The sequence below is a fragment of the Lactobacillus intestinalis genome (assembly GCF_024397795.1).
Taxonomy (GTDB): domain Bacteria; phylum Bacillota; class Bacilli; order Lactobacillales; family Lactobacillaceae; genus Lactobacillus; species Lactobacillus intestinalis.
Map to the genome: position 1 here is coordinate 1,282,707 of NZ_CP072983.1, position 25,309 is coordinate 1,308,015.

Annotated in this window: 18 protein-coding genes and 1 pseudogene; 5 read left to right on the forward strand and 14 right to left on the reverse strand. The window is 34.6% G+C overall.

What is annotated here, in order from left to right; translation table 11 throughout:
• Nucleotides 1-5 precede the first annotated feature (5 nt).
• Nucleotides 6-362, reverse strand: coding sequence for a hypothetical protein (locus KBW87_RS06005; RefSeq protein WP_057810596.1), 357 nt, complete (start codon nucleotides 360-362; stop codon nucleotides 6-8).
• 444 nt (nucleotides 363-806) lie between these two features.
• On the opposite strand from KBW87_RS06005, the gene KBW87_RS06010 reads away from it, so the two are divergent.
• On the forward strand, nucleotides 807-1,997 hold the full coding sequence (locus tag KBW87_RS06010) for an MFS transporter (protein WP_057810592.1): 1,191 nt from the start codon (nucleotides 807-809) through the stop codon (nucleotides 1,995-1,997).
• 73 nt (nucleotides 1,998-2,070) lie between these two features.
• Here KBW87_RS06010 and KBW87_RS06015 read toward each other — a convergent pair whose 3' ends face one another.
• Nucleotides 2,071-5,613 (reverse strand): ZmpA/ZmpB/ZmpC family metallo-endopeptidase, encoded by a 3,543-nt coding sequence (locus tag KBW87_RS06015; RefSeq protein WP_057810590.1) that lies wholly within the window; start codon nucleotides 5,611-5,613, stop codon nucleotides 2,071-2,073.
• Nucleotides 5,614-5,810: 197 nt separating this feature from the next.
• Complete coding sequence (locus KBW87_RS06020; RefSeq protein ID WP_057810588.1) at nucleotides 5,811-6,839, reverse strand: serine hydrolase domain-containing protein; 1,029 nt, start codon at nucleotides 6,837-6,839, stop codon at nucleotides 5,811-5,813.
• Nucleotides 6,840-7,129: 290 nt separating this feature from the next.
• Here KBW87_RS06020 and KBW87_RS06025 point away from each other — a divergent pair, with 290 nt between their 5' ends.
• Together KBW87_RS06025 and KBW87_RS06030 are read left to right on the forward strand one after the other, a co-directional pair.
• Nucleotides 7,130-7,939, forward strand: a complete 810-nt coding sequence (locus KBW87_RS06025; protein WP_255807060.1) for a restriction endonuclease subunit S — start codon at nucleotides 7,130-7,132, stop codon at nucleotides 7,937-7,939.
• Complete coding sequence (locus KBW87_RS06030) at nucleotides 7,821-8,747, forward strand: site-specific integrase (protein WP_057809803.1); 927 nt, start codon at nucleotides 7,821-7,823, stop codon at nucleotides 8,745-8,747. Before KBW87_RS06025 ends, KBW87_RS06030 begins: the two co-directional genes overlap by 119 nt.
• Before the next feature lies 1 nt (nucleotide 8,748).
• On the opposite strand, the pseudogene KBW87_RS06035 reads toward KBW87_RS06030, so the two are convergent.
• From KBW87_RS06035 to rlmD, 6 genes and pseudogenes are all read right to left on the reverse strand, one after another.
• Nucleotides 8,749-9,279, reverse strand: a pseudogene (locus KBW87_RS06035) (restriction endonuclease subunit S); the annotation flags it as partial.
• Nucleotides 9,280-9,319: 40 nt separating this feature from the next.
• On the reverse strand, nucleotides 9,320-10,930 hold the full coding sequence (locus tag KBW87_RS06040) for a type I restriction-modification system subunit M (protein ID WP_057809807.1): 1,611 nt from the start codon (nucleotides 10,928-10,930) through the stop codon (nucleotides 9,320-9,322).
• A gap of 14 nt (nucleotides 10,931-10,944) precedes the next feature.
• Nucleotides 10,945-12,090: a restriction endonuclease subunit S gene (locus KBW87_RS06045; protein WP_255807062.1), complete on the reverse strand. Its 1,146-nt coding sequence runs from the start codon at nucleotides 12,088-12,090 to the stop codon at nucleotides 10,945-10,947.
• A 22-nt stretch (nucleotides 12,091-12,112) separates the two neighbouring features.
• Entirely contained in the window at nucleotides 12,113-15,304 is a 3,192-nt protein-coding gene (locus tag KBW87_RS06050; protein ID WP_057810193.1) for a type I restriction endonuclease subunit R, read from the reverse strand.
• Nucleotides 15,301-15,870, reverse strand: coding sequence for a restriction endonuclease subunit S domain-containing protein (locus KBW87_RS06055; RefSeq protein WP_057810191.1), 570 nt, complete (start codon nucleotides 15,868-15,870; stop codon nucleotides 15,301-15,303). The genes KBW87_RS06050 and KBW87_RS06055 overlap by 4 nt, the downstream gene beginning before the upstream one ends.
• 220 nt (nucleotides 15,871-16,090) lie before the next feature.
• The gene (gene rlmD / locus KBW87_RS06060; RefSeq protein ID WP_057810188.1) at nucleotides 16,091-17,443 is read right to left on the reverse strand and encodes a 23S rRNA (uracil(1939)-C(5))-methyltransferase RlmD; all 1,353 of its coding nucleotides are present in this window, start codon (nucleotides 17,441-17,443) and stop codon (nucleotides 16,091-16,093) included.
• A 363-nt stretch (nucleotides 17,444-17,806) separates the two neighbouring features.
• Here rlmD and nhaC point away from each other — a divergent pair, with 363 nt between their 5' ends.
• Both nhaC and KBW87_RS06070 read left to right on the forward strand, forming a co-directional pair.
• Entirely contained in the window at nucleotides 17,807-19,180 is a 1,374-nt protein-coding gene (gene nhaC / locus KBW87_RS06065) for a Na+/H+ antiporter NhaC (protein WP_057810186.1), read from the forward strand.
• Nucleotides 19,181-19,269: 89 nt separating this feature from the next.
• A complete protein-coding gene (locus tag KBW87_RS06070) occupies nucleotides 19,270-19,974 on the forward strand; it encodes a Bax inhibitor-1/YccA family protein (RefSeq protein WP_057810184.1) in 705 nt (234 codons plus the stop codon).
• Nucleotides 19,975-20,033: 59 nt separating this feature from the next.
• On the opposite strand, the gene KBW87_RS06075 is transcribed toward KBW87_RS06070, so the two are convergent.
• Genes KBW87_RS06075 through KBW87_RS06095 form a run of 5 tightly spaced genes read right to left on the reverse strand, consistent with a single transcriptional unit; the run spans nucleotide 20,034 to nucleotide 25,306 of the window.
• The gene (locus tag KBW87_RS06075; RefSeq protein ID WP_057810182.1) at nucleotides 20,034-20,954 is read right to left on the reverse strand and encodes a diacylglycerol kinase family lipid kinase; all 921 of its coding nucleotides are present in this window, start codon (nucleotides 20,952-20,954) and stop codon (nucleotides 20,034-20,036) included.
• A gap of 24 nt (nucleotides 20,955-20,978) precedes the next feature.
• The gene (gene gatB / locus KBW87_RS06080) at nucleotides 20,979-22,409 is read right to left on the reverse strand and encodes an Asp-tRNA(Asn)/Glu-tRNA(Gln) amidotransferase subunit GatB (protein WP_057810180.1); all 1,431 of its coding nucleotides are present in this window, start codon (nucleotides 22,407-22,409) and stop codon (nucleotides 20,979-20,981) included.
• A gap of 4 nt (nucleotides 22,410-22,413) precedes the next feature.
• Nucleotides 22,414-23,853, reverse strand: a complete 1,440-nt coding sequence (gene gatA / locus KBW87_RS06085) for an Asp-tRNA(Asn)/Glu-tRNA(Gln) amidotransferase subunit GatA (protein ID WP_057810178.1) — start codon at nucleotides 23,851-23,853, stop codon at nucleotides 22,414-22,416.
• The gene (gene gatC / locus KBW87_RS06090; protein ID WP_004040176.1) at nucleotides 23,853-24,155 is read right to left on the reverse strand and encodes an Asp-tRNA(Asn)/Glu-tRNA(Gln) amidotransferase subunit GatC; all 303 of its coding nucleotides are present in this window, start codon (nucleotides 24,153-24,155) and stop codon (nucleotides 23,853-23,855) included. Before gatC ends, gatA begins: the two co-directional genes overlap by 1 nt.
• A gap of 11 nt (nucleotides 24,156-24,166) precedes the next feature.
• On the reverse strand, nucleotides 24,167-25,306 hold the full coding sequence (locus KBW87_RS06095) for a CamS family sex pheromone protein (RefSeq protein ID WP_057810176.1): 1,140 nt from the start codon (nucleotides 25,304-25,306) through the stop codon (nucleotides 24,167-24,169).
• Nucleotides 25,307-25,309: the final 3 nt, after the last annotated feature.

The window sequence follows — 25,309 nt, forward strand, 5'->3', positions numbered from 1 at the left end:
TTGTTTTAAACTTCTTCACCAATTCGACGATGCCAAACAAAGAAGCCAATACCAACAATTAAACTAATCACTGCATATAGGAACATCCATCTATTGAAGAAACAACCAACAAATCCCACAATAGCACCGATAATCAACAAAATAAAACACGTGATGTCACCGCCCATAAAAGGATCATTTTCTAAACAAATATATACTATACCAGCTCCCATAAATAGACCACCTAAGATTATTTCTAAAACTCCGCTGGCAATATTGCGCGCTGCCCAGACTCCCAGTATGCCATTCATCAGACCTTCAACTAGAAGCCAAACAGATAACATTATTAATAAAATTCCTGTAACTAATTTTGTGATTCTCATTTTAAGCCCCTCTTTTCTCTACTTACATTATTGAAGAGGGAGACAAAAAATTCAAAGATATGCGCTTTCAAATCACGTGATAAGCTTATAATTATTTTAGAAGGAAGAAAATGAATACAATTTTTACAATTATGAGTATTATCAGCGTAATTGGTATTATCCTAGTATGGTGTTCTTTTTGGAAGAATTTGAAACAGCTAACTGTTTTTCAAAAAACATCATTGCTAATTACAAGTGTTGGGATTCTAATTCCGTTTATCGTAGGTTTTATTAATGGATTTCTTGGTCACTAAAAAAGTAGTCTGATTATCAATGTGATCAGACTACTTTTTATTTATTTCGAGGATCTGCTATCTACTTTTTAGATTTAACTATAATTAACTATTACCTCCATCTTTGATAGAATCAATGTAGAAAAAATTATTATATTTAGAGAGAAAAATTATGAATATTAAAGATGAATCATCCAAACCAATGTTTAAAATATCTCTACTAGCAATTTCTTTATTCATTATGATGTCAGCCGTGATTTCACCTGCACTTCCCTTAATTGAACAGGCCTTTCCCAATATTGCACGCGTAAATGTAGAGTTATTAACTACTATTCCCAATTTAGGTCAGATTATCGGATTAATTCTGAATCCATTTTTAGTAAGAAAAATCGGTAAAAAACGCGTTATTATCCTCGGATTAGCTATTATTGGGATTACAGGTACTCTTCCTGTCATTATTAATAACTTCTGGCTTATTTTTTTCTTGCGAATTCTACTTGGAGTCGGAGTTGGAATTTACAATTCATTGGCTGTGAGCTTACTGATGAGTATTTATCATGATAATAATGTTGAACTTAATCAAATGTTAGGTTTCCAAAATATTATGAATGATATCGGCTATATTGTTTCATCCTTACTGATTTGCTACTTAGTCACACTTTCTTGGCATGCAGTATTTTGGGTGTATATTTTTGCAATTCCCATTTTATTCATGTTCCAAAAATTTGTTAAAGTACCAAAAGTTCAATATACTCATAATAAAGAACACTTTTCTATGACAAATTTAAAAGGAAAATTCAATTCTACAATTATTATAATTAGTATTATTACTCTTTTGATCTATATTTTTTACATGGCTCTTGCCTACAAACTTCCAGCATTTATCATTAAATTCTATCTTGGTAACGAAAGTACAGCCTCCTTCATGCTAGCAGTAATTGCCATAATGGGCATCCCGTGTGGAATGAGCTTCAATTGGCTTTACAACCGTCTAAACAAATGGATTTGGCCAATTTGCTTATTTTTAAATGCAGCAGGATTTTTCCTTATCAGTATTTCTCGTAATTTTGGAATTTTGGTAGTAGGGTGCGTCATTTTAGGACTTGGATTTGGCTTAGTAATGCCATATATCTTCAAATGGATTTCTAATTCTGCGCCAGCTAAATGGGAAAATTTAGATACAACCTTATGTCTGGTAATGATGGATGTAGGGTGTGTAGCCTCACCTTATGTAATATCTCTTATTACCAAAAATTCTGACGCTGCTTTGTTATCTTCAGCTATCTTCTTCGGAATTCTAATGATTATTGAGATTATTGCTATTATTATTCAAAAGCATTCAATAAAAAAAGCTTCAGTTTAATAAAACTGAGGCTTTTTATTTACCTAAAATTTACAAATTTTAAAAAATCTAATAAGAAAGATTATCTTTATAATTATTTTTTCTTTTTAAAAATACTCAATCCAAGTGCAGTAAATAAGCTAATAATGTCTGCTAAGAGTAAGAAAATATTATCATTTTTACTTCCAGCTTGGGGCAAGCTTACATTATTTTTGAAATTTGAAAACACATGGTGATTCTTTATCTTTGCATTAAGTTTAACAGATTTAGTTAACTTATGGTTCTTTATTCTAGAAATAATATGTTTATAGTTATTTATCTCAGGAGATCTATTATTTGAGCTTATTTCTATTTTCTTTTCCAATATCTTTACATTTAAACTCGATAAGGTAGAAGAAGGAACGTTACCTTTTAGTTGATCCTTCTGCTCGTTCTCTGTTACATCTAGTTTTGTAGCTGAATCATCATCTTGAGCTGATAATTTTTCAGCCGCTGAGTCTTGGACATTTTTCGAGTCATTAATCTGTAAACTCGGCAAGTTAGAACTGGCATCTTCACTTACTATCTCATTCCTTTTAAGAGAAGCTATATCGTAGACCGGGAGATCAAATTGAGTACTGTCACTTACTACTTCACCTTTCTTAAGTGAATCTAAATCATAGGTTGGCAATTCTAACTCCGTACCCTCGCCTACTGTTTCGCCTTTCTTAAGCGAATTCAAATCATAGGCTGACAATTCTAACTTAGTTCCTTCACCTACTGTTTCGCCTTTCTTAAGTGAATCTAAATCATAGGTTGGCAAGTCTAACTCCGTACCCTCGCCTACTGTTTCGCCTTTCTTAAGTGAATCTAAATCATAGGCTGGAAGGTCTAACTTTGTACCTTCCTCTACTACTTCACCTTTCTTAAGTAAGTTCAAATCATAGACTGGCAAATCTAACTCCGTATCCTCACCTACTGCTTCACCCTTCTTAAGTGTGTTTAAATCGTAAGCGGGTAAGTCTAACTTGGTGCCTCCACCTACTATTTCGCCCTTCTTAAGTGTGTTTAAATCATACGCTGGCAAATCTAAACTTGTACCTTCACCTACAATTTCACCTTGCTTACTTTGTTGAGGACTAGCAAAAATTGAACTTCTAAAATCATCAGTCTGCTTGAGTTCAGCTGTTAATATGGCAGCTTTTAAGTCGTTAATCAAACTTGACTTTTTTCCCTGAGCTCTCAGTGCTAATTCTTGATCAACAGTAGTCTGCATTAAATTTTGTAACTCATCCCAATTGTTTAGTTGGACATTCTTGCTATTCAACGTAATAGTAATTGGTTTAAAATCTTGACGTTTATCAATACGCTCCTTGAACATTGCTTTTTTGAAGGTTGAGTAATCATTATCATATTCACCATTAAAGATCTTCGCTAACGCGTATGTGTCACTCAGCGATTTCTTATCATTTTTTGCATCCTTAGCATACTTGTTTGTAACATAAGAAATAAAACCATCGGACCAACCCTTGGCAGCTAGTAATTCAAAAGCAGTTTTTTTGAAAGTGATCCCACCTGAAACAGAAGTTGAGCTCTGAACTGCTGCGTAATCTGGTGTATACATAGAAATCGTTTGATAACTATTAGTACCATAACTTCCTGCTTGATAACCACGACTAGCAATAATATTGTTGTCAATGAAATCATCAATTGTCATTAACTTATCAGCAATTTCAGTACTGATTGGGCCAGATACTACATCTGCCTTTTTAGCAGGATCATAACTAATTTGAGAGTACATCAATTGCTTCTCTTTAGCTGATTTGCCTACCATTGCTTGAGCTTCAGCATAATCAAGTAAATAAGTTATATCAAAAATTCCATGCATATAATCTTGCAAGTCTTTTCTAGTTTGAAAACGTGATGGGCTTTTATTCGTGGTTCGATTATTATCAGCATAAAAAGTTAATGCAGTATTCAAGCCATAATTTGCAAATGTTCGGTCCCATGGTGATTCGAGCAGTCCCGTAGCATATGTTTCTACTCCCGTACCCGGACGATGCTGAAATCCATCTAAGTAAATACTATTATCGAAATTATGCGTCATTTCGTGTGACAAAATTCCTATACCGCCAAAATTATTTACTACTTGTGCCACATAATAGCGTACTGCATTACCAACAGCATCTGCCGAAAGTCCAGCCGCATCATACATCTTACCTAAAGGGCCGAAAAATTCTGCAACTGCAGGAATATCGGTATCACGTTTATTTAGCCATCGACGCCCACCTTTCTTGCTAGAATCGATCGCATTATAACTATCCCAGACCTGAATATTTGCGTTAGTTAAGCGTTTCTTTCCCTCTTCATTAGCCATCCGATACCAAAAATCAAAATGATCTCTCCATGCAGTAGAAAGCCGGGTAAGTTCTTTATGTACTGCTTGAACTTTTTCTTGATATACCACCGGATCCTTATGGTATTTCACATCAATATATGGTTCATATGATCCAAATATCATCATCCCCAAAGCGGATACAACATACATATCATCGTTTTTAATATTTAAAAGCGGTAAGATATATTCTTGCAGCTCTTTATTTGTAGATAAGCGATGATAAATATTGAGATTTAAATCGGGTACTTCTTTTGAGGGAATCTCAGCAATGTAAACTCCCGTGTTTGATCTAAACCACTCTTCGTCAGATAGATTTGGAGACCATTTCTTACGCAAATCTCCTAAGAAAGTAACTAAGTCTGACTGAGTATTTAGCATTGGAGCTAATTTGTTATTAAAAGTAGTCACAGTATTTGAAGGAGCCAATTCATCAGTTGACCAGTCTCCAATCTTAGACAACCAATCGATTGAATCCAAATTAGAGCCAAAAGCCTTTGGATCAAACATCATTACGGGTAAAAGTTCCTTATCTTCATATGAAACGTTATACCACCGATTAATGTAAGACATCCCCACCATAATAGCACCTGCATTATCACTAACTCTTTGATTAGCAGTATCTATATTATCGGTGTGTTCAAGAAGTTGCAGTACTAAAGTGGGCAATTGATTATATACTTCATTAAAGCTATCTACCAAACTACTACTAGTTAGTTGAATATGATTCCAGTTTCTAAGAACTTGTTTTGGATCCCCATCAAAGGCATCATACTTAACTTGTTTTAAGCTATCTGTAACAGATTTAACAAGATCAGCATCAACTTTCTTTTCTGTTTGGACTGGTTGCTGGTCACTAATAGTAATATCAGCGATGTTATTTTCTTTATTGTCGGTATCTTGTTTTAAAGTATTCGTTTCATTATCTACAGTATTTTGATCATTTTTTAAGTCTTGGTTGACATCTTTGGTAGTATTTACATCTGAATTTGTTTTAGTATCTGCAGTTGCCTGACTTGTTTTGTCATCCTGAGCATTGTCTTGCGGATCTACAGGTTCTACCTTAGCAAGATTATCATTTGTATTTTCTATAACAGTATTTTTATTTTCTGAGGTCTGATTTTCAGTCGTTTGAACTTGTGGTTCACTATCAGCATGAACAGTCATTGTTGTAGCAGCCATAAATGCTAATCCGACAGCGACAGAGGTTAAGCCAACACTAAGCTTACGCAAAGCATATCGATATTGAGAATGTTTTTGCATATTTATTCTAGCCCTTCAATTTTTCCTAATCTAAGTTATTCCGTTAATTATAACTGAAGCCATATTGATTTCAAATAAGTAAATTAATTTTGGCACTACCTAACAATAAAAAGTTAAAAATAGCATGACTTCTTCCATCGATAGCCATGCTATTAATTATATTTTTCTATTCTTTACTTAAAAGAGCTAATCACTAATTAAATTCTCAATTCTGGGTGATAGCCCATGTAATGATGCATGATGTAATTAGATGCCCTTCTCAATTTCCAATAATTAATATTATTAGAAAAAAGCATCATCATCCGCTTAGTTTTGTAATTGGCAACAAAACAAGAATTATAACCAGGAATACTACCATTTGCACGAATAATATTTCCTGAGAAATAAACCCCACCAAAATAAGCGACCTGTTGCCCCTGTGCTTGTTGTGAATATTGAGTAATCATCGCGGGATTTTTTAAGACATTATTATATATAAACTTCCAGTAATCATTTGGCGACATAAACAAATTACCCGCTCCAAAATCAGATGTGGTTGTCACCGTTACATCATGCCAGCTCACTCGATTACTCATCGGTTGAGGAACTTCATTTTGCGTCATTTCAGGGAAGTCCTTAATTTGAGGAAGAGCAAAAGCATTTTGAATATAAGCTGTATAATTTGAATTCATTTGTTTGCTAATGATTGCAGCCAGTAATTCATAGTCTACATCTTGATAATCCCAAGTATGAAGATGATCGTACTTGATATGTTTAAGCATGTAAGCAATTTGCTCTTTCTCATTTTTAAGCGGAGAAGCTGGACGATCATTATTAATCAATCCACTAGTATGATTCATTAATTCGCGAATAGTAATTTCATCGCTCCCTGGCACTTGAGGGAAATATTTAGATAATGGTGTATTCCAATCTAATTGCTGACTTTGTTGCAATTGATAAATCGCCGTTCCTGTCATGACCTTTTGAAGAGAGGCAATTGGAAACAATTGATTAACATTTACAATTTGATTTTGATCAGTCGTTTCTTGATTTTCGACGACAATAGGTTGTCCATTCTTACCATTAACTAACATTCCACCATTAATATGGTGCCATTCCATATATTCTTTAGCTAACTGCGTTAAATTTTTATCTCCTGTATGAACATGCTCTGGCAAAACATATAAATATGTTCCCAAAGCTCCAATTGCTAATAAAATACCTAAGATAACTTTTTTCAGACGCATAACTATTCCTCTTACTTTTTTCAATTCTAACTTAAAGTATACAAGGAAATGTCCCCTATCTTCCAGCCGAAAACACAAAAAGTGTACTTATTCCACTAATTGAAATGGAAACATACACTTTTGTTATCTAGAATCACGTCGATATCGCAATGATGTCTGAGGTCTAAAATAAATTTATGAGTTAGAATTATATTTTATTTATTCACTTACCCCTAAATTAAAAAGGTATAGTGAAGCTCCTCGACCTTCGTCTAGATCTCAGGAAAAAATTATCAAAGATGCCGATTAAAATGCCAAGTTATGAGGAGGAGCAATGTATTTCACCTTTTTCAAAACTAGACACTCTCATTATTCCTCATCAGCGTAAGCTTTCTGATTTAGAAAAAATGAAAAGTGGTCTACTTCAAAAAATGTTTCCGAAAAATGGAGAGGATAAACCAGAAATTAGATTTCCTGAATTTACTGATGCTTGGGAACAGCATAAATTGGGAAACGTAGCAAATTTTATAAATGGTCGAGCCTACTCTCAAAATGAATTACTGGATGAAGGAAAATATAAAGTCCTTCGTGTTGGGAATTTTTATACAAATGATTCTTGGTATTACTCCAATATGGAACTTGATGATAAATATTATGCTAATGATGGCGACCTTCTTTATACTTGGTCTGCAACATTTGGCCCGCATATATGGAGAGGAGAAAAAGTTATTTATCATTATCATATTTGGAAGATAGAGTTATCCCAAGAGCTTGATAAACGATTTGCTATTCAGTTACTTCTTAGAGATAAAAATATTTTGGAGTCAAATACAAATGGCTCTACAATGGCTCATATTACTAAAAAAGGAATGGAAGAAAAAAAGGTACGCATTCCTTCAAAAATCCAAGAACAGTCTACTATTGGAATGTTTCTAAAGGATTTTGATACTCTCATCACTCTTCATCAGCGTAAGCCAAGCATAATACAAAAGGAGAGTAAGAATGAGTTCAAATTTCACAAAAGAAAGTTTATTCAAAGATTATTTTTATTACTGGATCAAATTATACAAAGAAAATGCTGTCAGAGATGTAACGTTAGGAAAGTATTTAAACAATTATAAACATGTAACTAAATTGATTCCCTCCCTCAAAATGAAAGATTTTGATAGAAGCACATACCAAAAGCTGCTAAATGATTATGCGATTTCTCATGAAAGACAAACTGTAATTGATTTTCATCATCAAATAAAAGGAGCAATATTGGATGCCGTTGATGAGAATTTGATTGATCGAGATCCAACACGAAAAGCGATTTTTAAGGGAAAGAATCCACGTAAAAAGAAAAAGAAATTTCTCAATCAGTTTGAACTTCATAATCTTTTACAAGATTTAGATTTAACGGAAGAGTTAAACTGGGATTGGTTAATATTAATTATTGCTAAAACAGGATTACGTTTTTCAGAGGCACTTGCTTTAACGCCGGAAGATTTTGATTTTATTCACCAAACGATATCCGTAAACAAAACGTGGGATTATAAAAATGGGACTGGCTTTAATCCGACAAAAAATAAAGCATCAATTCGTAAGGTTCAGATGGATTGGCAACTAGGGATGCAATTTCAACAGCTAATTCGAAATAAAAAATCAGATAAACCAATTTTCGTAAATGGTCCTGTGTGTAATTCAACTCCTAATAAATGGCTGAGTAGACATTGTAAAAAAGTTGGAATTCCAGTGATTTCAATTCACGGATTACGACATACTCATGCATCACTTTTGATGTTTGCTGGAGTATCTATTGCTAGTGTTTCAAGAAGATTAGGGCATTCTTCAATTACTACAACACAGAAAGTTTATATGCATATAATCAATGAACTAGAAAATCAAGATAATGACTTGGTTATGAGATATTTAGCTAGTTTAAGTTAATTAAAGATTTTGGCTTACGCTGATGAAGAGTGATGAGAGTGTCGAGTTTTGAGAAAAAAGATGAAATACATTGCTGCTCTTCATAACTTGGCATTTCAATTGGCATCTTTGACATTTCTTTTCCTGAGACTTCGATGAAGGTCGACCCCGCACCATGTATTTCACCATATCTTTTTAATTTAGGGGTAATTGAATAAACAAAATATGAATCTAATTCGTTCTTATTTGGAATAATTGACTGGAATCCTTGATTTGTACATCCCTCTTTACCTAATATTGCTGTATTTCCAATACTTGCACGTGAAGTAAATAATACTGTACCAATTGGTAGTAATCGCGCTGAACTTTTCTTTAAGCCTAATTCAGTAATTTTTCTTTGGCTTTCATTAACGTAAATTTGGCTAGTAATTTCAACAGGAGAGTACCAGTTAATATCGCCATCCCAGTACTCAGAATTTTTTGTACTGGGAGTTCCTCCTCCTATTATTTTTGCTGTATCCCCCAACTTATGCTGTTCCCAAGCGTAAAAATAAGGAAGTAAGAAAAAATTCCTACTTCCTTTTTTATTTTACTTAAAATTTAGTTTTTACCCCTAAAATTCTTAATTGTTCTGCTATTTCTTTCTCTAATTTTGCTATTTCTTCATTATCTTTAGCTAATTCTGCATTTACTTTCTCTAAATCTATAGGCTCTTCTTCTTCGAAAGTATCAACATATCGAGGAATATTAAGATTATAGTCATTTTCCTTAATTTCATCCAAAGTAGCAATATGCGCATATTTAGGTACATCTTTACGAGCTTTATAAGTTTCAATAATCTTATTGATATTTTCAGAAGTTAATTTATTTTGGTTCTTACCCTTTTGGAATTCTTTAGAAGCATCAATAAATAAAATATCATCTGTATCACGCTTCTTTTTAAATACCATGATAATAGTTGGAATTCCTACACCATAGAACAAGTTAGCCGGTAGCCCAATTACGGCATATATTTTGTTACCACTTTGATGGTCAATTAAATTCTTACGGATAGTACCTTCAGCAGCTCCTCGGAATAATACCCCATGTGGTAATACAATAGCCATTGTCCCATCTTCATCCAAGTGGTAAAGACTATGTAAAATAAATGCATAGTCAGCCTTAGTTCTTGGGGCTAACTTACCGTAATCTTTAAATCTTGGGTCCTTTAACTTTCTTTCATTATTATCCCAATGTGCTGAATATGGTGGGTTAGCAACTACCGCATCAAAGAAACGAGGATGATCGATGCCTTGCACATCTTCTCCATCAGGCCAGTCTGATTCTAAAGTATCAGCATTATTTAAATTCATATCATTAAATTCTACACCGTGCATCATCAAATTCATTCTCGCAAGGTTGTATGTAGTAGTATTTTTCTCTTGACCATAGAACTTAACTGCGCCACTTCTCTTTCCACCAGGTACTTCACTTTTAACTGTCAAAAGTAATGATCCCGATCCACAAGTTGGATCATAAACAGAAAAGGCAGTATCTGATTGCTTAACGTTTTCTGTAACTATCTTAGCTAAAATTTGAGACACTTCATGTGGAGTGTAGAACTCGCCACCTTTTTTACCCGCAGAAGCAGCGAATTGTCCTATTAAATATTCATAAATATCGCCAAGGATATCTTTACCACTTTCATCTTTATATTCAATAGTATCAACTAATTTAACAAGTTGTCCCAGTGACTTTGCACGTGCAGTAGTAGTAGATCCAAGTCTTGAGTCACCTAAATTTATATCGTTGAATACTCCGCGAAAGTCTTTATGCGCTTCCGGATTCATTTCAGCATTTTGATTAAAATTCTCAAACATGTCTTGATAATCACTAGGGATTATTTCAGAGCTTGTGACTTTTTCAACCAATGAAGCCCATGTATCATTTGGAGCAATAGCATATCCTAAAGAAGCAGAAATATCTTCTAAGTAGTCCTTTAAATCATCACCTTGAGCTTCCTCTTTATATAATTCATTAATTGTTTTACCTTCTTCAGGTTCAATAATTCCATCATTTACAAGATAATTTTCTTGGTGTTCTGACAAGTATCTATAAAACATAAATGCTAGAATATAATTTTTATATTCATTTGCATCCATATTTCCACGTAAATTGTTTGCCATTTCCCATAATTTTGAGGTAATTTGTTCTAATTGTGCCATTTTTTAATCCTTTTCTATACAAACATTTGTTGTAATAATGCTTTTTTCTGTAATTCTAAGTGTTTGAGCTTACGCTGATGAAGAGTGATGAGAGTGTCGAGTTGACTGAAAAACTCGCCAATTTTATTTTCCTCTTTTAAATTATTTGGAAATTTCATCTTATAATTTGATAGTTGCGGAACCGTTAATTGAGGAACACCCGTAGATTCAACAAACGTCTTGTGAGTATTTATTATATTCGCCAAAAAATAATTATTGTGAGAACTGTTTATTGCAAGAAGACGTACAACAGGCGTAAAATTACAATTTCTAGCTTTTGCAATTCCTATTTCACCGCGACCAGTTACTGTCACTGCTGGAGCTTCAACTCTATATTTATCTTCATAATAGCCCACAAGACCATCATTGGTTAATGCATTAGCGTAAACTGGGTACTTACCATTTTTTAAAATTTTACTTTTATCAATATCTCCCCCAGCAATAATACTAGTAACAATCTCCCCCAACTTATGCTGTTCCCAAGCATCAGTAAATTCAGGAAATCTAATTTCTGGTTTATCCTCTCCATTTTTCGGAAACATTTTTTGAAGTAGACCACTTTTCATCTTTTCTAAATCAGTAAGCTTACGCTGATGAAGAGTGATGAGAGTGTCAAAATCCTTTAGAAACATTCCAATAGTAGACTGTTCTTGGATTTTTGAAGGAATGCGTACCTTTTTTTCTTCCATTCCTTTTTTAGTAATATGAGCCATTGTAGAGCCATTTGTATTTGACTCCAAAATATTTTTATCTCTAAGAAGTAACTGAATAGCAAATCGTTTATCAAGCTCTTGGGATAACTCTATCTTCCAAATATGATAATGATAAATAACTTTTTCTCCTCTCCATATATGCGGGCCAAATGTTGCAGACCAAGTATAAAGAAGGTCGCCATCATTAGCATAATATTTATCATCAAGTTCCATATTGGAGTAATACCAAGAATCATTTGTATAAAAATTCCCAACACGAAGGACTTTATATTTTCCTTCATCCAGTAATTCATTTTGAGAGTAGGCTCGACCATTTATAAAATTTGCTACGTTTCCCAATTTATGCTGTTCCCAAGGATCAGTGAAACCAGGGAACCTTAATTTCGGTACCAATTTTTTATCTTCCATAAATATTTATCTCCTTTTAAATCTATGGCTTTTTAATCTCATCAGCCAGGTCTAGTAATGCTACTCTTAGTTGCTTTCTATACTTCATTTTACTTAAGCTTTGAATTTCATCACTATGGGCTAAAATCTTATATTGGTCGTCTTTTGTTGCTTCTTTTAAAAGATTTCTGACCAGGGGTGTACTTTCTAAATCATTTGTTCCAAATTTATGGTTTTCAATTAATTCTTTAAGTGCATCCCCCGAAATAATATCTGTAATCCCCCACTTAATTCTAAAATCAAGTAAAATACGTGCAACGCCTTGATTATATGCTGCTTCAATAATTCTAGTAGCATTTTTCACTTTTGCAGGATACTTAAAATCAGCTGGTGGAAATTCTCCTCTTACAATCGCTTGTGCAGTGGATTTAATCTTATCGGCAAATTTTCTATCATCTAAGCCATTTGCAAATTCAACAATCTTTTTATGGGTTTCTTTGGCTTCTTCTTGTTTATCCTCATGGACTTGATTCATTAAGTCTTCTAAAAGTTCAGTTAGATAATCATAATTTACCTGAATATCTTTAATATGTGTCATTTGAAGATCAATTTGAATTAAAGGAACATCCCTCTTCTCTGAAATATATTCTTTCAACTCATTTTTTAAAACTGTAGTTAATTTAACTTCTTGTTCTGGTGTCATCCCCAATTCTTCTATCAAAGCATTAGGATTATCATAATCGAAGCCTTCTTCATTATTTTCCGATGTATATTGCTTCAGTTGTGCCATTCCTATATTATATTCACGTATCAAATTAAACATTTCATCTTTTTCTTTTTCAGACTTAGGTAATTCTTCAAATTCATTCGTTAAGTTAGATAATTTTGTAACTACCTCTTTTACTTCATTTTTCAAATCCTTAAATTCAGGAGCAGTTATATTATCTTTCTTATTCCTTATTTTTCGCTCTTCATCACTCAGATTAGCCGAGTCTTTATTAGCATAAATTGCTAGAGCCTTATTCATCAGTTTTTCATTTTGTGCGGGCCAACGATAGTTAACAATTCGTCCCCAGGGTTTTTCCTGACGATTAGCAATTCTATTGGTTCTTGAATATGCCTGAATTAAACTTGCCCCTTTTAAAGTTCTATCAACATATAAAGTATTCAGTTCAGGAGCATCAAAACCTGTCAGTAGCTGATCCACAACAATTACTAAATCCAGATAATTCTTATCACTCGCTGTTTTATTAAGCCTTGAAACAACATCCTCTGTATAACCAGAATCATCGTCTAACCCAAAATTAGTACCAAATTCTTCATTATACTGCTTCATAGCTCTGAGCAGACCCTCATTACTATCTACCATTGAATCATCATTATTAGTATTTTTATGGAATGTAATGGCAACCTTTAATGTAGTTTTCCCCTGACTTCGTCTTTCATCATTTACTCTCTGAAATTCATCATAATACATCATTGCCATTGGGGTACTAGCCTTCCCTCCACCAACATGAGTTGTTAATAAGGCATTATATTTTCCATCATTTGACCTGTTACGCCAATTTTTGAAAATATCTTTAACTACTTCTTTAACATGATCTATATTTTCATCATAAAAGCTAGGTTCTACTGCATCATCCATATCTTCAGGAGTTAAATTATCAATTTTATTTTGAATTTTTTTATCAGACCACTTTGGATGTCTTTCTTTATAGAAATGAGGTAAATATTTTTTCTTCATCTCATCTTTGCTAATAGTAGTCTCAAAATCCACTTTAAAACCTAAGACATTCTGGTCAGCTATAGCTTCACGAATAGTATAAGCGTGTAACAACTCACCAAAAATATCTTTAGTTCTTAGTCCGTTAGTAGTTTCATCAAACATAGGGGTTCCAGTATAACCAACCCAGGCAGAATTTTTAAATTTCTTTTGAATTAGAGCAAATGATTCTCCTCCTGTTGATCTATGTGCTTCATCTACAATAAATACAATATTTTTATTAGGAGATTTAAAAGACTTTTTCTTAACTAATGTTGTCAGCTTTTGCACCGATGTAACAATAATACTTCGATCTTTAGAATTGAGCTTCTTCCTTAATTCCCGTGTATTTTTAGTATCTTCAACAGTTCCATTTATATCATCCGTAGCATCAGGATCATATGCTTTATAATTTTCACTGGTTTGTTTTGTAAGTGCAATTCTGTCTACTACAAATACAACTTTATCTACATTTGGTAATCTACTTGCTAACCACGCAGTTTTAAAAGAAGTAATGGTTTTACCCGAGCCTGTAGTGTGCCAGATATAGCCTAATTTTTGATCAAAATTAAAATCAGCACTTTTTATCCTATCTATAACTCTCCGTGTAGCATAAACTTGATATGGGCGCATAACTTTAAGCATTTGCTTGTTCTGAGTTCCATCCAAAATCATGTAATTTGTAGCCATTTGATGTGCCATAGGGATCGAAAGCATAAGATCAGAAAATTCTCTCCAGTCTCTTACTATGCTATTATCTTTTTCTCTTTGCCAATTAAATGCAAAATCCTTATTGAATTTATCCTCAGTTGTATTAGCCATATATTTAATATTATTTGGCGTCATCGCAACTAGAATCTGTACAGTTGAAAATATATCACTATATTGATGCTCTACTATATATTGATGCATTTGATTTAATGCGTCATTGACATCAACTGTATCCTTTTTTTCTTCTATTTGAATAATAGGCAAGCCGTTTATTAGTAATGTAGTATCAAATCTTCTATTCGGTCGACCAGCGATTTTTGCAGGCCGCTGTATTTGATTAACAACTTGGTAAACAGTATCACCAGCTCCAACTTGACTCTGATCAAAAACAGTTAAAAAAACATGACGCTTATCTTCCAAATCAACTTCAATTTGAGATACCCCGTTTAATCCATATAAAAATTGACCGGCTTCATAAGGCGTTTTTAAATTATTGATCACCTGTTTTACTTGGTTAAATTCAATCGGAGTTAAAGGATTACCATTTAATGTCTTTCTATTATGTCTTTCAAGTATTTCTTTAAAATTATTCCATAAATCTTCTGTTGTTTTGATATCAGGCTCATATTTCCATAGTTTAGTCTTTACTACATAGTTAGTCATATGGTCACTAATTATCATAGATTCACTTTTATCTTTTGATGAAATATTCCCACTAGTAATATATTCAATCAATTTTGTTTCAAATACTTGTTCCTTCATGATAAAATTTCCTCCATAGTTCTTAGCGTAGCCTGATACTCAAAATCTGCTACCTTTTGTTTCAAAGCTTTTAAGTGAATAGCTTGAAAATATATTTTTCCGACTAATATCTGCTTATCAATTTTAGGCAATATTCCAATATCAAGTTGCTTTAATTCGCTTATTCTATATAAATGAATAGCTGTACCTTGTAAATTCTTAAATAATTGCTTTCTGATATAAGGAGATTGATTTAAAACATAGACTAAATAATTTGAATCTAAATTAGACTTTGGAATTAACTTAATAAAATTCCGAGGTATCAAATAATTTTTATGACAGCTACTTACACGTGTAGCTTTCCCGCTTAAAAGGCTGAAGATTATATCTCCTTTTTTTGTAGTAACTACTTGATCTTCTGTTTTTATAGTCTTTGATTTATTATCACTTTTTTCTACTTGGTTAAAATCCGAATCAAAATCGTTTTGATCATAAATTCTATAAACAGGAGCACTTGGATCCTCTGATTCTTTTATACGAAATTCTGGCGATCCACTTACAAACGTCGTTAATTTTTCTAACTTCATTTTTCTGTCTACTTTCTTTTTGATTTACAGCTGTTAATCTTATTAAACCATACCATTTTAAAAAATCAATATTTATTTTTGTGCAAATAATTTTGCACAAAAATTATCCGCATTTTTTTTAATTGAAGGAATAAATAATTAATAAATTCTAAGTTTCAAACAGAAAAAAGTGTACTAAATTATTATTTAGTACACTTTTAACTATTAATAAATAGTCTATTTATTTTTCTGCTTTCTCCAGCACAGCAACGCTTTCTACATGTGGAGTTTGCGGAAACATGTCTACTGGATCAATTTCATTAAAATCATAACCTTGTTCACGGAACAATTGCAAATCACGCACTTGGGTGGCTGGATTACATGAAATATAAACAATCTTCTTAGGATTAGTTTTTACAGCAGCGTCTATAAATTCTGGGGTGAGTCCTTTTCTTGGCGGATCAACAAAGATGACATCGGTCTTTAAGCCTTCATTAGCCCAACGTGGCATGACTTCTTCGGCTTTTCCAACTACGTATTCCGCATTAGTAATGCCATTCAACTTTGCATTTGCGTTGGCATCGTCAACAGCAGGCTTAATGACTTCCATCCCTCGAACCGCCTTTACATGTTTAGCTACAGAAAGGCCGATCGTCCCAATTCCAGAATAGGCATCAATTACCACATCCTCAGGCTTCAAATCAGCTTTTTCAATCGCCAAATTGTAAAGGCGCGGTGTTTGCAGTGAATTAATCTGGAAGAAACTTTGAGGAGAAATTCTAAATTTTACATCCCCAATCTTATCCGTAATATGATCTTCGCCAAAGACAACGTAATCATTTTTACCTAAAATCACATTCGTCTTCTTGGGATTATGATTCAAAATAATGCTGGTTACATCCGGAATTTGGCTAATTTCAGCGGCAACTTTTGGCAATTGCGGGAAATCACGATGGAGACAAACCAAAATCACCATAATTTCCCCACTGGCTTTACTTCTACGCACGTCAAGGTAACGTACTTCTCCCTTATTATGAATTTCATCATAAGCTGGGACCTTGTACTTACGCAAAATATCGCGGACAGCTATTAAAACACGATCAATTTCAGGATCTGTAGTAAAGAAATTAGTTAATGGTACCAAATCATGCGAATGACGTCTAAAAAAGCCGATTTCGAGTTGATCATTTACCATGCGCACTGGAACTTGCGCCTTATTACGATAACCTGTTTCTTCAGGACTTGGCAGAGTTTGATCTACTTTAATTTGATCAAGATCAGCCTTGTGAAGCAAGTTAACGACTTGGTTTCGCTTAAATTCAAGTTGCTTGTCGTATTTAATGTGAGCCAAAGATGCCAGACCTGTTTGCACCCATTGATTTAGCTTAACTTTAACTCGATCTGGACTTTCTTTGATAATTTCTTCAATTTTGGCAAAGGCAAACTTCTTCTTCACCTTTAAAACTTTTGCCTTCACAATTTCACCAGGAAGGGCATTATTGACAAAAATCGTTAAACCTTCATAATGAGCTACACCCATGGCTTCGTAAGATAAATCCGTAATTTCTAATTCAACAATTTGATTTTTTTGCATACTTATCAACCTTTTTTAAAATCTACTGTCCTTATGATACTAGAAACGAACTAAATTTACTATCAAGGCGAAAATAATTTAATTAGGGCATTGACATATTTTTTTAAGCTTGCTATCATATTTTTCAATAACAAACGACCAAGTAGTTGCTTCGTTAAGCGTTCAGAGATCTGGTGGTTAGTGCGAACCAGTCAGGCGAAGTAGATGAATTACATCGTTAACAATAGTTTATTCGGAATCATTCAGAACCGTTATCATCTGATAAAGATTAAGCTTTTTGAGCTTAAATGTGGGTGGTACCGCGGTTAATCATCGTCCCGTTGACATAAAAGTCAACGGGACTTTTTGTTTGGAGGAGTTTTTATGAAAAAGAAAGTCTCATTTACAGAATCCCTCATTATCCTCGCCGTTCTGTTAATTATCTTAGGACTGGCCGTTATCAAATTCGGTCTTTCACCAGAAGTACCAGTCTTATTTACTGTTTTACTTCTTACTTTCTGGGCTAAATTTCGAGGATTTTCCTGGCAAGACATTCAAAACGGAATTAAAGAAGGTATTGGTGTAGCAATTATTCCAATCTTTATCTTTATTTTGATTGGTGCCTTAATTGGTCTTTGGATCCAAGCTGGAATTATTCCTTCCATCATGGTTTTAGGTTTTAAATTGATCAATGGTAGTTTCTTTATCCCATCAGTTTTTGTGGTATGTTCTATTGTGGGGATTGCTATCGGGAGTGGTTTTACCACTATTTCAACCGTCGGGATTGCTTTATTTGGAATTGGGGCAAGCATGAATGCCAATCCTGCTCTAGTTGCTGGTGCGATCATTTCGGGGGCCGTATTTGGTGATAAAATGTCTCCTCTTTCCGACTCCACCAACCTTTCTTCAGCAGTTGCAGAAAGTGAACTTTTTGCCCATATCAAAAACATGATGTGGTCAACTATTCCAGCTTTCTTTGTTTCATTAATTTTATTCTGGATTTTAGGTAATAGTGGGCAAATGGATTTAACCAAGATTGAAAAAACTAGTCAAATCCTTCAATCTCACTTCACCATTAGCTGGTGGGCAATTGTGCCAATCATCTTAATGCTCTTATGTGCTTGGAAAAAAGTTCCTGCAATTCCAACCTTATTCATTAACATCACCGCTACAGTCATCATGATCTTTATTGAAAATCCTAGTTACTCCGTTAAAAGTTTAGATAACTTAATCATGAACGGTTTTGTGGCTAAAACTGCAGATTCTTCAGTCAATGCCCTACTTACTCGTGGAGGAATTTCCAGTATGATGGGCACAGTAGCTTTAATCATCTCCACCCTCTCTCTTGGCGGCATGTTAATGAAATTTGAAATCGTTCAAAGTGCCATGGAACCTTTAGTTAAGCACCTCAAAAAGCCAGGACGTTTAATCACTGTCACTATTCTTTCTGGAATTTGTATTAATCTTTTTGTTGGTGAACAATACCTTTCAGTAATTTTACCAGGACGTGCATTTAAGCCTGCTTACGATAAAATTGGTCTTTCTTCATTAGCGTTAAGCCGTGTACTTGAAGATGGTGGTAGTGTAATTAACTACTTAATTCCATGGGGTGTTGCTGGATCATTTGCTGCTTCAACTTTAGGTGTTCCTGTTTTGGCATTTATTCCCTTTACTTTCTTTAGTTTGCTTTCCCCAGTCTTTTCTATCTTAAGCGGAATCACTGGAATTGGTCTTAAATGGAAAAAGAATACGAAATAACTAATCTAAATTAAACATTTCTCTTTAGTCCCTTCTAGTTTTGTGATAGCTTATTATTAAGTACATTAATAACTAGAAAGGGTCTTTTTATGGATAATTTTTCTAATTCTGGACGTCGGCAAGTCCAAGATGTAACAGCTGTTAATCGTTTTTTAAGTAAAATGTACGGCATTATGACAATTGCCGTTTTAGTTTCTGCACTCACTGCATTTATCACCATGACTTTCTTCAGAAGTGCAGTCATGCACATGTCTGGAGTAATGATGTGGATTGTATTTTTGGTTCCACTATTTTTATGTATGGGGATTAGCTTTAAAGCTGCCAAAAATCCAACTTTAGGATTTATATTATTGATGATTTTATCAGTCGTCTACGGTTTTGAATTTGCTCTTATCGCTGGCTTTTATACTGGAGCTCAAATTGCGACTGCCTTTGTTTCAGCTGCGGGTATTTTCATTGCCATGGCCGCATTTGGAACTTTCACCAAGCGTGATTTATCTAACTGGGGAGCTTATTTAGGAGCTGCCCTAATCGGATTCTTTGTAGCTTGGATTGTTAACTTCTTCTTGAAAAATCCATGGGTTACTTACATCTTCTCATTTATTGGGGTAATTATCTTTACTGGTTTCATTGCCTACGATGCTCACAAAGCTAAGCAAATTTACAATGAATTCGGCGGTGAAGTTTCAGAAAATGGTTTGGCTATTATGGGTGCTTTAAACCTTTACCTTGACTTCATTAATGTCTTTATTTACTTACTTGAAATCTTCGGCTTCAGTAGTGATAATCGTTAATTTATAGCAAAAAAGTAGGACTTAGTATCAAATTACTAAGTCCTATTTTTTATGGTTATTTATCCACCAACATAAAATTCAATATGTTGTTGTAAATTTTCAAAGCTTACTGGGCAATATCCACCAATTTCACCATCGAGGTTAACTGGAAGATCCTGACCTTCACTCTTTCCAATAAGTTCAGCTTTCAAGCTTCTTGTCTTGGTATAAATGATGTTTGGATCATCGACATGTTTACCATTTAACGCCAAAGCCATTAATTTCATCACATTTACCGGATCCGATGGCTTAACAACGATCAATTGGAATAAACCATCGCTCAATTGGGCATCTGGCATAATTTGCTCAAATCCTCCAATTGAATTGGTCATCCCTAAAAGGAACATCGATAATTTACCTTCATAAACACCATTATCATAAGTCAAGCGCATTTCATTCTCAGTTAAATGAGGCAACATTTCTGCCCCTTTAATAAGATATGCGGCATAACCTAAAGCTGACTTAATCTCAGAAGGAACCCCATAAGTAAGTTCAGTTAAAGAACCACTGGCAGCAATATTTACAAAATATTGAGTTTGCGCACCAAAATTTGCTTTACCGATATCCATCTTACGTGTGATATCCTTCAGAATCACCTTCGCAGCTGCAGGAATATCATCCCGTGGAATTCCCAAAGCACGGGCATAGTCATTAGTAGTTCCTGCTGGAATAATTGCCATCTTTGGTCTATTTTTTAAAAATGCAATTCCATTCACTACTTCGTTGATTGTCCCATCTCCACCAGCGGCAACAATGAGTTCAAAGCCCTCTTTTGCGGCACGCGTAGCTTCATTTTGAGCACTTTTTTCTTCTGGAGTAGTTCTAAAAGCACTAGCTTCATAACCTGCTTGCTCTAAGACATCCAAAATATCGGCCACATTTTTTGGCATTTGTTCGTGACCGGATACAGGATTATAAATTAATCTTGCTTTACGAGTCATATTCACTACCTAGTTTTCTATAACTTAACGACTAGCTAATTCTTCATTAAGAAGCTTATTAACTACCTTAGGGTTTGCCTTACCACGAGTTTGCTTCATAATTTGACCAACTAAGAATCCAATGGCACGGTCCTTACCATTCTTGAAGTCCTCAACAGATTGTGGGTTGTTGTCGACTACTTCAACAACCATTGGCTTCAATACTGACAAGTCTGATAATTGAACCATACCATTTTCTTCAACATACTTCTTAGGAGAAGTTCCATTTTCAATAGTTTCAGCAAAGACCTTCTTAGCAATCTTAGAAGAAATAGTTCCATCTTTAATCAAATTAATCATTTCTGCTAAGTGTTCAGGAGTCAGTTTCACATCAGCTAAAGCTACACGGTTATCATTTAAGTAACCATTAACTTGTGTGTTCATCCAGTTAGCTGCAAGGGTTGGATCAGCACCAGCTTCTACAGCTGAGTCGAAGAAGTCTGAACTTTCCTTAGTTTGAAGCAAAACATTTGCATCATATGGCTTTAAGCCAAATTTGTTAACGTAGTCATCATAACGTTCAAAGGCTGATTTTGGAAGCTCCTTGGCAATTTCATCGATCCATTCTTGACTAATATGGTCAGGTGCAATATCTGGTTCAGGGAAGTAACGGTAATCAGCTGCACCTTCCTTAACACGTTCAAGCACAGTCTTACCAGTTGCTTCATCAAAACGACGAGTTGAAACTTGAATTCTACCACCTGAGAGTAAAACTTGTTCTTGACGCTTTTGTTCATAAGCCAAAGAACGTCTTACGTGGTCAAATGAGTTCAAGTTCTTCATTTCTACTTTAGTACCAAGTTCTTTTTGGCCAGCAGGACGAATGGAGATGTTAGTATCAACACGCATTGAACCTTCTTCCATCTTAACGTCAGAAGCCCCAGTAAATTGAACAATTTTACGTAATTTTTCAAGATAAGCGTAAGCTTCTTCAGGATCTTCCATATCTGGTTCAGAAACAACTTCAAGTAATGGCACACCTTGACGGTTCAAGTCTACATATGAGTAGCCATTTGTTCCGTGAGTGTTCTTACCAGCATCTTCTTCGATATGCATTTCATGAATACCAATACGCTTCTTCTTACCGTGAACTTCAACTTCAATGTAACCATCACGAGCAAGTGGTTGGAAGAATTGAGTAATCTGGTATGCCTTAGGGTTGTCTGGGTAGAAGTAGTTCTTTCTATCAAAGTGAGTAGTTGGCAAAATATGAGCATGAGTTGCCAAAGCTACCATAATACCCAAACGATAAACATCTTTATTAACCTTTGGTAAGACACCTGGCATAGCCCAATCGATAACGTTGGTTTCGGTGTTAGGCTTTGCACCATATGTTACTGGTGAAGGTGAGAAAATCTTACTCTTAGTCTTTAATTCGAAGTGGACTTCTAATCCGATAGTCGATTTAAAATTCATTCAATTAATCCTCCATTCCAGTTGGTGTTTTTTCATAAAACTTGTTGCTACGTTCAATAAAGTCAGCAGTCTTGAAGACATTTCCTTCATCAAAACGCTTAGCCATAATTTGTAAGCCGACAGGCATTCCGTCAACTAAACCAGCTGGAACACTAGCTGCAGGGATACCTGCTAAGTTTGCTGAAATAGTCAAAAGATCGTTGTTGTACATCTTAATTGGATCAGAAACTTCTTCACCAATACCAAATGCAGGTTCAGTAGTAGTTGGTCCAACGATTACATCATTTTCAGCAAAAATCTTGTCAAAGTCATCGCAAATCAAGGTTCTAACCTTAGCTGCTTGTCTAAAGAATCTGTCGTATGAACCAGCAGAAAGGGCAAATGAACCAAGCATGATACGACGCTTAACTTCAGTGCCAAAACCTTCTGAACGTGATTTTACATAAACATCAAGTAAGTTCTTGGTGTCCTTAGCACGGTAGCCGTAACGAATACCATCATATCTTTGAAGGTTTGATGAAGCTTCACTAGAAGCAATAATGTAGTAATCAGGAACAACATACTTAGTATGTGGGAGTGATACTTCATTAATAATTGCACCAGCTTCCTTCAAAGTATCAATTTGCTTTTGAATAACTTCGCGCATTTCACCGCTAACTGCATCCATGTATTCCTTAGGAACAGCTACGCGAAGACCTTTAACGTCTTGACCAATAAACTTGGTAAAGTCAGGAACTTCACGAGTTGAAACAGTGGAATCGTGGTCATCCCCACCAGCAATAACATTTAATACTTCAGCCGAATCCTTAACACGCTTGCTCATTACCCCAATTTGGTCAAGTGATGAACCAAAAGCAATAAGACCCCAACGTGATACACGGCCGTAAGTTGGCTTAATTCCAAAAATTCCGTTAAATGCAGCAGGTTGTCTAATTGAACCACCAGTATCTGAACCCAAAGCGGCAACAACTTGGCCACCAGCAACTGCAGCTGCAGAACCACCGGATGAACCACCAGGAACTTTATCCAAATTCCATGGGTTATGAGTTGCACCATAATATGAATGTTCAGTAGATGAACCCATCGCAAATTCATCCATGTTAGTCTTACCAACAAAGGTTGCACCTGCATCCTTTAACTTGCTGATAACTGTTGCGTCATACATTGGCATAAAATTGTACAAAATATGACTAGCTGCAGTAGTCTTCATGCCATTAGTGATGATATTGTCCTTAATAGCAATTGGAATACCAGCCAATTTACTCTTTGAAAAATCAAGATTTTCTGGAGGCTTAACATCATCGTCAACAGTAATCCATGCATTTAACTTTTTATCAGTATCTTTAATGTTTGCTACAGTGTCTTTAGCCAATTGATCTGCTGATAAGTCACCACTAGCAAGTTTCTTATTTAATGAGTCAATAGTTTCGTTTAAGTAATTCATTACTCGTTATCGTCCTTCTCAATAATTACAGGAACCTTAATGAAGCCGTTTGCCTTTTCAGGAACATTTTCCATTAATTCTTCTCTATCTTGCCAGTGTTCAGGTTTGTCTTCTCTAAATACAGTATCACGATCTACTACTTGTACTGTTTCAGGAACACCTTCAGTATCAACTTCTGAAAGTTGATCTGCCATATTAATGATTGAACTCATTTGTTCAGTGAATTCGCCGATTTCGTCATCGTTAAACTCAAGTCTTGAAAGAGTTGCAACGTGCTTAATCGTATCTTCTGTGATTTCCAATCCGATTCCTCCTATTCGCCGCCATAAACATGGACTTGATAAGCGCCATCTGCGGTTTCCTTAGCAATTAAAGCTTGTACATTATCAACTGAACCAATTTTAATTTCAATTGGACAATCGTTAGGTAAATATTTCTTGGCAGTGGATAGAACTAACTGAGTAAAACTTTGAGTTTGTTCATATCCATAAAACTGTGTAGTAATAGAAATATTTTCTTGTGCAAGTTTTCCATTTTCATAGCGCAAAGTTGCAGTTACTCCACTAATGTTAGGGAAGTAATCCTGAATTGCTGCTTTGAAGCTATTGAAACTAGAGGCGTCATCACTATTAATGGCTTTAGCATCGCCGATTGTCGGCAAAACTTGTGTCTTTTCCGACACGGCTTTCCATTTAGATATTTTACTACTATTAGGGCTCGCTGTCCCATAAGCAAAGTAAGTTCCACCAACTAATGAATCTTTACTGGTTTTTGAGAATAAACCAACTGTAATTGGAATATTCTTCAATCCCTTTTTCTTACGCAATCGCGCTACAATTTGATTAGCTGCTTGTTCACCAAATTGGCGCTGTTCTGCTCTAGAAATATTTTTTTGATATTCTGGACCATCTTTAACTTTTTGATAGTAGTCAATTGAATTTAAGGCTAATCCAATACTAATTCCACCAATATGGTAATTAGGACTTGATCCTGTTAAATAATCTTGCTCTAAAATTTCTTCTAGATAGTATGGATTATAATTTTTCTTAGTTCCACTAGCTGGATTTAAACCAGTAGGATTACTCTTAGATTTTCTAGCAAGCCAATCTGTTACTGTGGAAGCATCCAAGTATTGGCCTTCTTGGAAAACATATGAATTAGGTGAAAATTGATTTTTTGAAATTTGAATCAATCCTCGTTCTAATTCTCTTGTATCAACCGAATTATCATTATCGGTTGCAGTTAAACCAGAAATTGGACTAGTTACGTAACGTCCATTTTTCATTAAAACGGTATAACCGTTATTTCCAGTTGAAGTAGTTTGAGAGCCTTTTTTCTTAGTATTGGATGTAGTAGTTGCATTATTGGCTAAATTTGAATCTTTCAAATTACCACATCCACTTAGGGTAGCTACTACTCCTGCTAATGCTATAAATTGTAAATATTTCTTCACGAT

Excerpts from the sequence above, each read along its gene's own strand:
- nhaC (WP_057810186.1), top strand. The coding sequence starts at position 17,807 with ATGAAAAAGAAAGTCTCATTTACAGAATCCCTCATTATCCTCGCCGTT.
- gatA (WP_057810178.1), bottom strand. The coding sequence starts at position 23,853 with ATGAATTACTTAAACGAAACTATTGACTCATTAAATAAGAAACTTGCT.
- KBW87_RS06050 (WP_057810193.1), bottom strand. The coding sequence starts at position 15,304 with ATGAAGGAACAAGTATTTGAAACAAAATTGATTGAATATATTACTAGT.
- KBW87_RS06005 (WP_057810596.1), bottom strand. The coding sequence starts at position 362 with ATGAGAATCACAAAATTAGTTACAGGAATTTTATTAATAATGTTATCT.
- KBW87_RS06025 (WP_255807060.1), top strand. The coding sequence starts at position 7,130 with ATGCCAAGTTATGAGGAGGAGCAATGTATTTCACCTTTTTCAAAACTA.
- KBW87_RS06075 (WP_057810182.1), bottom strand. The coding sequence starts at position 20,954 with ATGACTCGTAAAGCAAGATTAATTTATAATCCTGTATCCGGTCACGAA.
- KBW87_RS06040 (WP_057809807.1), bottom strand. The coding sequence starts at position 10,930 with ATGGCACAATTAGAACAAATTACCTCAAAATTATGGGAAATGGCAAAC.
- KBW87_RS06030 (WP_057809803.1), top strand. The coding sequence starts at position 7,821 with ATGAGTTCAAATTTCACAAAAGAAAGTTTATTCAAAGATTATTTTTAT.
- KBW87_RS06020 (WP_057810588.1), bottom strand. The coding sequence starts at position 6,839 with ATGCGTCTGAAAAAAGTTATCTTAGGTATTTTATTAGCAATTGGAGCT.
- KBW87_RS06045 (WP_255807062.1), bottom strand. The coding sequence starts at position 12,090 with ATGGAAGATAAAAAATTGGTACCGAAATTAAGGTTCCCTGGTTTCACT.
- KBW87_RS06015 (WP_057810590.1), bottom strand. The coding sequence starts at position 5,613 with ATGCAAAAACATTCTCAATATCGATATGCTTTGCGTAAGCTTAGTGTT.
- rlmD (WP_057810188.1), bottom strand. The coding sequence starts at position 17,443 with ATGCAAAAAAATCAAATTGTTGAATTAGAAATTACGGATTTATCTTAC.
- KBW87_RS06070 (WP_057810184.1), top strand. The coding sequence starts at position 19,270 with ATGGATAATTTTTCTAATTCTGGACGTCGGCAAGTCCAAGATGTAACA.
- KBW87_RS06055 (WP_057810191.1), bottom strand. The coding sequence starts at position 15,870 with ATGAAGTTAGAAAAATTAACGACGTTTGTAAGTGGATCGCCAGAATTT.
- gatB (WP_057810180.1), bottom strand. The coding sequence starts at position 22,409 with ATGAATTTTAAATCGACTATCGGATTAGAAGTCCACTTCGAATTAAAG.
- KBW87_RS06010 (WP_057810592.1), top strand. The coding sequence starts at position 807 with ATGAATATTAAAGATGAATCATCCAAACCAATGTTTAAAATATCTCTA.